Here is an 11,737-nt window from a genome sequence, read left to right as displayed (position 1 = left end):
CACTAAACAGAGAAACTCGAAATGCGTATATAAAAGCGCAGCACAAACGCGTAGGATGCACCCCATATTACTTAAAATGAGTACCGACATGTCGATCGCAACAACAGAACACTCCGTTAACCGCGCCTTATTAATCGCTATTCGCACGCCTTGTGTTAGCCAGCAAGAAGTAGACGAATCATTATCTGAATTAGGCCGCTTAGTTAGCACCCTTGGTTTCTCTGTAGTTGGCGCTAAAACCCAACGTCAAAGATCGACTAAACAGTTGTCTGTATTAGGCTCGGGTAAACTAGAAGAATTAGCCACATTAACAGGTGAAAGCACATTTTATGAAGATGAAGTGCAGATTGAATTAGACCAAGACGAGTTAAGCCAATTATTAGCAACAACAGATGTTACATGCCAAGCTAACGTTGTGGTATTTGATTGCGAACTAAGCCCGAATCAATTAAGTAATGTTGAAGAGGCACTCGGCGTAGAAGTTTACGATCGTACCCGCGTTATTATCGAAATTTTTAGTAAACACGCCCGTACTCGTACTGCGAAGCTGCAAGTAGAGATCGCGCGACTTAACTACTTAACACCGCGATTACGTGATGAAAGCAGTGGTGATCGCGAACGCCAAAAAGGCCGCTCAATCAGTGAAACAGTGTTTGAGATTAGTCGTCGCCGTGTTCGCACTCAAATCGCTGAGCTAAGACGTGAGCTAATCAAGCTACAACGTGAAATGGACGGCCGCAGCAGTGGTCGTGTTGAACAGCTAACCGTGGCACTTGTTGGTTATACCAATGCTGGTAAATCATCATTAATGCGCGCTTTAACAGATACCGAAGTATTAGTTGAAGACAAACTGTTTGCGACGCTAGATACCACAGTGCGTACGCTACAGCCGCCAACACAACCGCGTATTTTAATCTCGGACACCGTTGGTTTTATTCAAAAACTGCCACATGATTTAGTTGCATCGTTTCATTCCACTTTGGAAGAAGCTAAAAATGCCGACTTATTGCTGTACGTCGTTGATGCCTCGGATCCGAATTTCACTTCGCAGTTAGCCATTGTTGACCATGTATTAGATCAGTTAAATATAGATTTAAACAACAAGGTATTATTGTTAAACAAGGTTGATCGTTTAACTGAAGAACAACAGTTAGACTTGCTGGAGCGTTATCCTGATGCATTACAAATCAGTGCACACGATAAAGCCGATGTTGCATTCGTACATAAAGAAATTCAAAAGTTACTTGAAAAGAAAATGTGCGCAGCGTGTTTTGATATCCCTTACACTGCCAGCGGCGTGATGGGTGAAATTCACAGTAAAATGCAGGTTATTGAAGAGGAATATCACGAGACTGGTATTCGTATTACCATGAAAGCGAGTCCTGTTGCTTTAGAGCGATTACATAAAATGCTGCAACTCACTACTTTTTAATAGCTAGTTAAAAACTTCTTTTAAAGACACAGTTAAAAGCTATCGCACACAGATAAGGATATCAGTGTGCAAGTCTATCCCCGTATACTTGTACCTTTCTCGTCACTCACGCCAAACCTTACTCATCCATCCTACTTGCAGGCCTTTGATGATGTGAATAAAAGAACTGTTATTAACAGCCGCTATAATTTTTTGTTATGGAGATTTCAGTTATAGCAGTTATTGCCTTATCGATTTCACCAGGAATACTTTTATCTCTTGTTATGTAAACCCAGCATTTTTTACCTATCAATAAATCCAGATTTGATTTTTCTTTTCCAGGATAAGCCATCAAAGATCCAGATTGCTTCACAGAGCCCGGATTAAACTTTAAACTTATACCGCTTATATGCATAGCCGCTTCTATATTCTCCTTTGTCAACGTCATGTGGCCATATTGAATATCAACACCAGTATCACCAACAGGCGTAACGGTTTCAGAATACTTTAACCCTAATATCGTCGCCTTACTCATCACCATTGAGTCCGCACTATTGAAGCCACCAACAAAACCATCAAGCACAGCCTTTTTTGCATCTGATTGTAAATTGATAAATTTAGGGATAGCAGTGGCAGAAAGAATGCCAAGAATAATGATGACTATCACTAACTCAATGAGTGTAAAACCGGTTTGATTTTTGATTGTCGGATCCTGATTTTATGAATTAAAGTCGAAAAAACTATAAAATGCTTAATCTATAGATATATTATCCGGCATTCTAATTCATTCAGGATTCAAGTAAAGGCCTTTACGAAAACAACTCAAAGTAGGTAGTTATATTATTGATCACATGTTCAAACCGAGAGCCTTACTGGCAGTTAGTCCTACTTTTCCTATTTCTGAATAACGACACACAGAAGGAAACCAGCGCCAGCAATATAAACAACAAGGACAGTGGAATAAGTCCGAAAGGCTCAACAAGCAATCCCGTTTCATCGACATAAGAGCCAATCAGGTTGAAACTAATTAAACATGTCGCGCTAAAAATCAGAAATAAAGCTGATAGCCAAAATTTTGTTAGTGTCTTCATTCATTAACCTCAGTAATTAAAGCACATTGTTTCGCTCTTCTTTTCGTTATTCTGACAGTTAAAATAGTGAACAAGTTCATCGCGGTTGCAAGGTACCAGGTCCAGCGAGGAGCGGTACGCAAGTTGAACCGAAACTAAAAGAAAAAGCGTCTGGTCTTTTTGCTAAGATAATCACGTTAGACTCAATTGAAACTAAAGCGCAAAGCATCACAAGTCGTTTTACTGGTGTTCAAGGTCAAAAATTGAATGAAGTAGAAGTTAAAATTGACCAACTGACTGCTATGATCAGCGAATTAAAAGCTGAACCAGCAAAAGTATAATCATACGCTTTATTGTTATTAGCCTCCTTCCTTGGAGGCTTTTTGATCTTGGGATAAATTAGAAAGAGTAACGAGCACCAAGCATAAACTCATCTGCATTTGCATTTTTACCAGCTGAAGCTGAAGTATCACTGCCTAATGCTACTTTATAACCTGTGTATAGCGCTACGCCACCAAAATAACGACCATATTCAAATGCAAGGAAGTTAATATCTAGGTTTTCATTTGCATCAGCACTTAAATAGTTATACGAAAGGCTAACGGTATTGTCACCGAAGCCATAAGACGCAAATGCATCAACGGCATTAAAATCATCATCGAATACAGTACCTTTTTGCACTAAACCAGACAGTAAAAATCCATCTTTAGTATAGCGAGCACCAAGCATATATACCTCAGATGAATCTGAATAATACCTAGTCGCTTCCGTGTTAGCATAACCCGCACTCACTTCAACATCGGGACGTAATTGATAAGCAAGCATCACGCCGCCGCCTTTTTCATTTTCGTCTAAATTTGCTGACGCATTAAATTTAACATCACCCTTTGTCACACTATAAAGCAGCGTACTTTCAGCACGATCATCACTTGCTAGAATATTAGAGTTGGTATAACCGCTATAAACTTCAGCCATATCGGTAAAGTCTGTTAGATAGGTAACAGCATTATCTTGCGTACCGTATGTTAGCGCACCGTAAGCCGTTTCAACACCCGCATAGGCATAACGGGTATAATCTGAAAATGATCTATCAGATGAAGAGCTTGGTATTTCAGATTCAAGTTCTAATTTACCAACTGCCGTAATAGCATCATTAAGTTGGTATTTGCCTTGACCATGTAAGCGAGTTGTAAATTCATCGTTATAAACGCTATCAGTAAGGAAACTTTGTGCTTCAACACGTCCACCAAAAGAAAATTCGTTGGTGTTTTTATCGTTTGCAACAGCAGCGGTAGATACAAATGCGGTCAGTGTAAGAGATAATGCTTTATTGACATTTTTCATGAAAAATTCCGATTTTTTAAGGCGATAATTAAAGTAATAATGAAGAAGACAGTTACAGTAATAGCAAGATAACGATTTAAAATCGTATATTAAATCAAGTACTACCCCGTCAATGGGCGCCAATATATTTAAAATGCTTAGTGAAATCAAATTGAACTAAATTTTCTTACCGTACTTTACTTTCCACTCTAACTTACTGACTTTAATTTACTTTTCACGCTAAACTACTGACTTTACTTTACTTTCCTCATCACTTTGCTCAATAAATAGCTAAATACACGACCACTAGTAGCATTATCTAAACCTTATTCATGTTTCTTCCTCGGTGATGAACGGCAATTTATCATTAGATAATTTAATTATTTGCTCTGGAATTCTATTTCTAAATAAAACCAATATGCTTAACTCAGTTAGAAAAAACCTGAAGCTACATTATTTAACGAGGAGTGATTATCATGAGTAACTTACTTAACCAAGCAAAAACTATCTTAACTGTCGCAAAAGACACTGCAAAAACATCTGTCACTGCTGGTTTTGGTGTTTATGGCACCATCATTGATGAAGCATCAAAATCATCAGATAAAGCAACGCAACTGTTTGAATCTTTGGTTGAACGCGGTACGCAAGTAGAGCCGAAGCTGAAAGAGAAAACGTCTGCAATCTTTGCTAAAAAGATCACGTTAGAAGCAATTGAAACCAAAGCGCAAAGTATCACTAGCCGTTTTACTGGTGTTCAAGGTTCAAAATTGAGTGAAGTAGAAGCTAAAATTGACCAACTTACTGCGATGATCAGTGAACTGAAAGCTGAACCTGCAAAAGTATAATAATAAGTGTTTCATTGCAATTAGCCTCCTTGTTGGAGGCTTTTTTCTATGTGCTGCATGCAATATCGTTTTTACCTGGGCAGTGATAGCGTGGTTTTTCCATGCGCTTTTTACCGCCAGAGCAGCTGTTATGTCAGACTACGTGTTTACTAAGCCTTTTTCGCAATGATCAGCATGCCTTCGGTATAACTGAAACCATAGCCATACGAGCCCCCATCATTTTGAGTGCCTCTCTCACTGTGATAATTTCCTGACGTCACAGGAGATAACGATACCACTTCAAATCCGTCATTATTTAGATCGTTCAATGCTATCTGAATATCTTCCTGAAGTTGGAAACCATCCATTTCTTTGTCAGACCAGCCTGATTGCTCCCACTTTTGTTCTTTTTTCATTACTTCTTCTGGGCCGAAGTACCCCTCTTTATACTCACCAGTACCGACTTTGATGGTTTTATTTCCGCCAATCGATTTTGGTTTAGCTGGTACAAATACCGTGACATTTTTCATTTAAATATTCCTTTTTAATGTGATTTAATGATTTAGTGGCTTAACTTCACACACGACATCAATATAGGGGCGAGAGATAGCAATGATAATCTGACGGGCCAGTAACTTGAACACCGTGAATGGCTCCATTACTTAAACGTTGAAGATGAAGTCTGTATAGCAGGACGTCTTGCCTACTAAGCTATCCAGAAAAGTATACAACTCTGTTAATTACTAACAATTAAGAGTATATGACTGATTATATTCTCATTTAAATTTATAAAAAAGTAAAAAAAGACTATTTCATAATAAACTGTGAGCCAATAGATAAAAAATAAGCAGTAAATCATCCCTAATGATATGGTTAGTTAAATAACAAAAGGAAGTGTAGCAAATGCCAGTACTGCAACGGATCAGTGTCACCCTACTTTTAATCACGACTCTCGCAGGGTGTGCGTCATTGCCCGAAGAGATCGAACACCCTACTGAGCCGTTAGTCACGCAGCCAGCCAGTTCCTTGTCCGCATTGATTGATACCCATAAACCGGAACACACTGAGCCAGGGCAAGATCAAGCTGCAATGAGCGGTGTGCTGCTATTAGATAGCGGTTGGGATGCATTAGCGCAGCGCTTGGCACTTATCGAAACAGCAGAACACAGCATCGATATCCAGTATTACATTTGGAACAGCGATGGGTCAGGAAGCTATCTAGCCAGTCGTTTGCTTGCAGCAGCAGATCGCGGCGTTAAGGTGCGCGTTATGCTTGATGATATCAATCTTAACGAACGAGAGGCGCTGCTGGCGACACTTGATCGCCACCCGCAAATAGCGATCCGCATATTTAATCCGATCCCCACTCGTAATGGCTTCACCAAGTGGTTCAATTTCATGGGTGATTTTTCTCGTCTAAACCGCCGTATGCACAATAAGTCATTTACCGTCGACGGGGCTTTGTCTATTGTCGGTGGCCGTAATATCGGCGATGAATATTTTGACCTTTCCGATGACATCAATTTCCGCGATCGAGATGTACTGGTATCAGGTTCAGTGGTTAATGATATTGAAGCCAGCTTTGGCCAATACTGGAACAGCCAATGGTCTTATCCAGTTAACTTACTGAGCGATGATTCATCAAGCGATAATTCATCAAAGAAGACTAAAGCACCTGTCGAATTCACCATGCTAGATGAAGTACCAGCGCCCCACTACAAGCATTATCCCCCGTTACCAACAGATAATGACATGGCCAAGCGCTTGTTAAATGATTCAATGGCCAAATTATCTTGGGTGCAAGCACGTTTTGTTTTTGACCGTCCAGTGCCTATCGATACCAGTGATACCAACAAGCCTAAACTGACAGCCAAAACACTCGGCGAATTAGCGGTTCAGTCCAAGCAAGAGATATTACTGGAATCTGCCTATCTAATATTCGATGATCGTCAACTGGCAGCGTTCCAAACATTGACCGACAAAGGCGTGCAGATAAAAACATTAACTAATTCACAAGCCTCTAATGACTTAGTCACGAATCATTCTGGTTATGCTGCGCGACGTGAGGACATGCTTGACAGCGGCATACAGCTATTCGAATTAAAACCAGAATCAAATCTCTGTGAAGCGTCAACTAAAGACTTATCCAAGTGCGCGCCAATAGCGGCCTATGGTCTGCATGCTAAGTCGGCGGTATTTGACCGGAAGATCGCGGTTATCGGTTCGTTTAACTACAACTTACGCTCAACCTACCTCAATACAGAGTCTATTTTGATTATTGAAAATAAAGCTGTAGCGATAAGTCTGGCGAATGATATTGAGCAGGCGATGAATGCCGATAACAGCTGGAGTCTGGACTTAAATGACGGCGATATCCGTTGGCATTCAGCGACACAAGATTGGGATAGCGACCCAGAGACAAGCCAGTGGCAACGCTTTAAGTCAGGCTTTTTACAATTACTGCCTATTGAGAAGTACTTGTAAAATAAGTTAGCAGGCAAAATTCAACGAACTTCTACAGCCTAAGTGGAGCACTACATTTAAAGTAACCCATGCGGCAGAACAAGCGGCAGTGTCGGTTATGAACCACGCATGTTTCCTCCTATGTGATAACGGCAATTTATCATTAGATAATTTATTTGTTTACTATGGAATTATATTTCTAAATAAAACCAATATGATTAACTCAGTTGGAACAAACCTGAATCAAATTATTTAACGAGGAGTGATCATCATGAGTAAATTACTTAACCAAGCAAAAACTATCTTAACTGTCGCAAAAGACACGGCTAAAACATCTGTCACTGCTGGTTTTGGTGTTTATGGCACTATCATTGATGAAGCATCAAAATCATCAGATAAAGCAACGCAACTGTTTGAATCTCTTGTTGAGCGCGGTACACAAGTTGAGCCGAAACTAAAAGAGCAAACGTCTGCAATCTTTGCTAAAAAAATCACGTTAGGATCAGTTGAAGCTAAAACGAAAAGCATCACTAGCCGTTTTACTGGTGACCAAGGTTCAAAATTGAGTGAAGTTGAAGGCAAAATTGACCAACTTACTGCAATGATCGCTGAACTAAACGCAGCACCTAAAAAAGTGACTAAAGCTAAAGTAACTGCTGAAGCTGAAGCATAATAATACCTTAACTCTTGTGGTTAATTGAAATGAGCCTCCTGATTGGAGGCTTTTTTGATCTTGCGGAAAAATAATATAATCCCGCCCACATTACGTAATACACAGCCAGGTGAACCCTCTATTTTTATTGGCCTTTAAGGGTCATATTTGATTCTACTAGCTTTACGTCACTACCTTATAAGGCGCAAGTCCAACCCGACGATGAAGATCCACTAACGCGAGCGGTGTGTAGTCATCAATGAGCGTTAATTTCTTCAGTACAGAGACATGGACACTTGGGGTGTTGATATCAGTCACCGATGCCAGCCTACGCGCCTTTCCTCCGTAGTAAAATTTATATGAATCATGTATTTTTTTCGATACATCTTCAGGGTAAGGGTAATGACGAATATCTAATGCAACTTTGTGTTTTATTTTGGCTATCATCCAATTAAATGCCACATTAGAATGATGCCTTGCTTTGTATCCGCCGCCGATATCAGCATGCACTCCCGAAAACCAAACCTGTTCTATTTTCTGCGTTATTTCCTGCACGATTTCCTCCGTTCTCAGTTGTTCATCAGTACTAGAAGTCGTTGCCCATAAGGTCGGCTTGAACGCTTCTCGTTGCTCATCGATTGCAACGGCGTGATAGGCATGCAAAACATCTTTATTAAGCTTGGTATCGTGAAATTGCAGATATTGATTGGTGATTTGTTTTAAGAACCCGAGAGGGATACCAAGGGCACCGACAGTATCCCATACGCCAATCACTTCGATTTGGCAGGTGGTATTATTCTCTTTAAAGCTCGCTCTTTCGCGCTTATCTGCATTTTTATAGATGTCGAAAGCATGCTCAACCGACTTGTCAGTAAGCTGGTCTTTGTTTAACAGCCCACAACTGTAGATCATGCCAGCGAGTGAACGGGCGGTATATGCGCCGCGGCTAAAACCAAAAATAAAGATTTTATCGCCACGCTGATAATGCTGACATAATTCGAAATATGCCTCTCTGATGTTTTGAGCCAACCCCCAGCCTGATATCCCACCGATGATGCTGTTATACCATTGCGAACCGACCCCTTCATCGTAATAAACCACTTGCCGCTTTGGTTGGGTTTTATCTAAGATCTCCCATAAATTACGTACATTGGTTTCTTCGTTTTCTGCATGCGCATCTTCATCTGGTTTGTTCCATGTACCATCTAAACAAAGAATAATATTTTTACTCATGTTTCCTCCTATGTGATGAGCGGCTATTCATCATTAGGAGTTTATTTGTTTGCTATGGAATTATATTTCTAAATAAAAGCAATATAATTAACTCAGTTAAAACAAACCTGAATCAAATTATTTAACGAGGAGTGATTATCATGAGTAACTTACTTAACCAAGCAAAAAAAATCTTAACTGTCGCAAAAGACACGGCTAAAACATCTGTCACTGCTGGTTTTGGTGTTTATGGCACTATCGTTGATGAAGCATCAAAATCATCAGATAAAGCAACGCAACTGTTTGAATCTCTTGTTGAGCGCGGTACACAAGTTGAGCCGAAACTAAAAGAGCAAACGTCTGCAATCTTTGCTAAAAAAATCACGTTAGAATCAGTTGAAGCTAAAGCGCAAAGTATCACTAGCCGCTTTACCGGTGCTCAAGGTTCAAAACTAAGTGAAGTTGAAGGCAAAATTGACCAACTTACTGCGATGATTAACGAACTAAATACGGCACCGAAAAAAGTAACTAAAACTAAAGCACTAGCTATTGCTGAAGCATAATAATACGTTAACTCTTGCGGTTAATTGAAATGAGCCTCCTGATTGGAGGCTTTTTTGATCTTGGGATAAATATACAGTCCCACGACACTTGGCTCATTTTTAGTTATTTATATATCCAAATCAATTAAGCCAGCTTAGATGATGAGGAAGTGGTGTGCATTGGACGGGGTTATTTTGGATGTAGCCCTTTTATATCAAGGGCTACAGAAGGTCGTAGTGACAAAACGTTATTTTAGTCAGAGAACCCCATTAATAATGACCGTTGGTTATTAATTAACGTAAATACGGGGATTTGTTTGACCCCACTGTGAGTAAATTTCAGGGAAAATTACCTCAGCAGATTTTTCGAACTCAGGAGCGAAAATAGCTTCTTTGCCTTGTCGTCCAAACAATACGACTTCATCCCCCTCTTTAATACCGTCAATATCAGTGATATCGATCATTGCAGTATTCATCGAGACTACACCAGTGACTTTAGCACGTTGACCATTCACTAACACATCGGCTGTATTCCCCATTTTACGAGGGTAAGAATCACTGTAGCCAACAGGTAAATTAGCGAGTATGGAATCCCGCTCAAGCGTTACGGTAGAATCATAGCCAACAGTTGATCCTTTCGGTAAATTCATGAGAGATGCAACGCGAGTTTTGAATGAGAAGATAGGCGGATATTCAGGGTTTGTCGGTTGATCACCATATAATACGCCACCTGGTCTCACCATATCAAACTGGGCTTCTGGGACGTTTAGAGCAGTGTAAGAGTTAGCAGCATGAAAGGTAACATCTTCACGGTTAAGTTCAGCTCGGCGTACTAAGGTAAGTGCATTCTCATAAAACTTCTTAGATTTAACCAAAACATCATCGCGGTCATAATGCGGGAAGTGAGTCATGATCCCAACTACATCTAGGTTTGGTGTAGTGGCAATCTTAACTGCTTCAGTCATCCCCTCTACTGAGTCAACGTCAACACCATTACGCCCCATCCCACCATTGTTCAGAACTATGTGGACCTTTAACTCTCGACCTGCTTTTTTTGCAATATCCGCCAGTAGTTGTGCGTGATGCCCATCACCCACAAATTCTTCCACGTTATATTGCAGTGCCGATTCAATCTCAGTGATTGAAGCGGTGCGTACACGCATTACTTCACCTTTGTACCCAGCATCACGTACCACTCGTATTTCTTCATTGCTGGTCACACCTACGCAAGGAATTTCGTTTGCAATTATGGTTGGTATTAATGCGGTAATTCCGTTCCCATAAGCATCTGCTTTCATGATTGCGCACACTTTCACACCTGACTTAATATTCTTTTTAAAATCCTTCACGTTCGTATCAAACTGTGACAAATCCACTTCTATCCAACTGTTAGAAGCTTGAGCAATGGATTGAGGAGCAATCCCATTAGCAGGTAAGAACGGAGCTGCCAAAGCAGGACCAGTGCAAACAGATGCAATGAGAAGCGCAAGTGTAGTATGTTTCAGGTTCATAGATATCTCTTTATGGATTCTTATTATAGGGACGTCCATCATAATAAATATAGTAAGCTCTAACTGAGGTCAAACTCACACAAGAAATATAAAGGCATCCAATAAGCCATTGTAATAAAAGACAATTAACATACTTACCAAGAGACTTACACTGCGAATAACGCATATTATGTCAGATTTGAAGAAAGTGCTGATTCGCAATGTAATCATTTAAGCGGTTAAAAGCACCACTTAAGCGGTAGTCGCGCAAAGGTTAACGGTTTATGTGCATAACGTACATTATGTAATATTTGAGCAAGATTATTCCTAGCTACGTTAAGATTCGCAGGTTTTATTTAAGATGGATTCAAAAGAAATTTTTGCGCAAAAATAATATCATTCAATTTCAGATAAACTTGACGCTTTAAAAATCGAGTTTTCAACTTTCAATGCAGAGAACATAGACTCTGAAGATGCAGATAGCTGTTACCGTATATCTCATTATACTTTTGCGCTGCCATGCTGTTTGGCACTTTCAACACATTACCTTGGTATTCTTCACTGTACTCGGTGAACACTTCTGTATACGTACCGATACCAAGGATATGCCCCATCTCATGAAGAATATTGGCTTTAAACTCTACCTGATCAAATCCTTGTTCGTAGGTATGATTACCGATAACTAATGTGCCGCTGGTTGGTATCTCGTTCTCACCGACTTATTCTTCAGAATCTGGGCCAGCGTAACCA

Annotated in this window: 11 protein-coding genes and 1 pseudogene; 6 read left to right on the top strand and 6 right to left on the bottom strand. The window is 40.1% G+C overall.

Translation table 11 applies throughout. The features are described from left to right. Positions 1–88: 88 nt before the first annotated feature. Positions 89–1,432: a GTPase HflX gene (gene hflX, locus CXF93_RS21490; RefSeq protein ID WP_101064637.1), complete on the top strand. Its 1,344-nt coding sequence runs from the start codon at positions 89–91 to the stop codon at positions 1,430–1,432. A gap of 172 nt (positions 1,433–1,604) precedes the next feature. Here hflX and CXF93_RS22445 read toward each other — a convergent pair whose 3' ends face one another. Next, positions 1,605–2,114 (bottom strand): prepilin-type N-terminal cleavage/methylation domain-containing protein, encoded by a 510-nt coding sequence (locus CXF93_RS22445; RefSeq protein WP_101064543.1) that lies wholly within the window; start codon positions 2,112–2,114, stop codon positions 1,605–1,607. Positions 2,115–2,280: 166 nt separating this feature from the next. Further along, positions 2,281–2,502 carry a DUF3955 domain-containing protein gene (locus CXF93_RS22490; RefSeq protein WP_101064542.1) on the bottom strand — a complete coding sequence of 74 codons (222 nt, stop codon included), beginning with the start codon at positions 2,500–2,502 and terminating at the stop codon, positions 2,281–2,283. A gap of 113 nt (positions 2,503–2,615) precedes the next feature. Between CXF93_RS22490 and CXF93_RS22340 the strand changes: the two are divergent. Next, positions 2,616–2,822, top strand: a pseudogene (locus tag CXF93_RS22340) (hypothetical protein); the annotation flags it as partial. 58 nt (positions 2,823–2,880) lie between these two features. Here CXF93_RS22340 and CXF93_RS21470 read toward each other — a convergent pair. Further along, positions 2,881–3,825 (bottom strand): porin, encoded by a 945-nt coding sequence (locus CXF93_RS21470; protein ID WP_101064541.1) that lies wholly within the window; start codon positions 3,823–3,825, stop codon positions 2,881–2,883. 455 nt (positions 3,826–4,280) lie between these two features. On the opposite strand from CXF93_RS21470, the gene CXF93_RS21465 reads away from it, so the two are divergent. After that, the gene (locus CXF93_RS21465) at positions 4,281–4,649 is read left to right on the top strand and encodes a hypothetical protein (protein WP_101064540.1); all 369 of its coding nucleotides are present in this window, start codon (positions 4,281–4,283) and stop codon (positions 4,647–4,649) included. A 149-nt stretch (positions 4,650–4,798) separates the two neighbouring features. Here CXF93_RS21465 and CXF93_RS21460 read toward each other — a convergent pair whose 3' ends face one another. Further along, positions 4,799–5,158, bottom strand: coding sequence for a hypothetical protein (locus CXF93_RS21460; protein ID WP_101064539.1), 360 nt, complete (start codon positions 5,156–5,158; stop codon positions 4,799–4,801). A gap of 373 nt (positions 5,159–5,531) precedes the next feature. On the opposite strand from CXF93_RS21460, the gene CXF93_RS21455 reads away from it, so the two are divergent. Further along, a complete protein-coding gene (locus CXF93_RS21455) occupies positions 5,532–7,112 on the top strand; it encodes a phospholipase D family protein (RefSeq protein ID WP_101064538.1) in 1,581 nt (526 codons plus the stop codon). 250 nt (positions 7,113–7,362) lie between these two features. Beyond that, on the top strand, positions 7,363–7,764 hold the full coding sequence (locus CXF93_RS21450) for a hypothetical protein (protein ID WP_101064537.1): 402 nt from the start codon (positions 7,363–7,365) through the stop codon (positions 7,762–7,764). A 162-nt stretch (positions 7,765–7,926) separates the two neighbouring features. Here CXF93_RS21450 and CXF93_RS21445 read toward each other — a convergent pair whose 3' ends face one another. Next, entirely contained in the window at positions 7,927–8,976 is a 1,050-nt protein-coding gene (locus CXF93_RS21445; protein ID WP_101064536.1) for a DUF2235 domain-containing protein, read from the bottom strand. Between the two features lie 140 nt (positions 8,977–9,116). Here CXF93_RS21445 and CXF93_RS21440 point away from each other — a divergent pair, with 140 nt between their 5' ends. Next, positions 9,117–9,518 (top strand): hypothetical protein, encoded by a 402-nt coding sequence (locus CXF93_RS21440; protein WP_101064535.1) that lies wholly within the window; start codon positions 9,117–9,119, stop codon positions 9,516–9,518. Between the two features lie 269 nt (positions 9,519–9,787). Here the strand turns inward: CXF93_RS21440 and alr are convergent, their stop codons facing one another. Further along, positions 9,788–11,008 carry an alanine racemase gene (gene alr / locus CXF93_RS21435; RefSeq protein WP_101064534.1) on the bottom strand — a complete coding sequence of 407 codons (1,221 nt, stop codon included), beginning with the start codon at positions 11,006–11,008 and terminating at the stop codon, positions 9,788–9,790. Positions 11,009–11,737 lie beyond the last annotated feature (729 nt).

It is taken from the genome of Moritella sp. Urea-trap-13 (assembly GCF_002836355.1).
In the GTDB taxonomy this organism is placed as follows: Bacteria; Pseudomonadota; Gammaproteobacteria; order Enterobacterales; family Moritellaceae; genus Moritella.
This window is presented reverse-complemented; position numbering and strand designations above follow the sequence as displayed.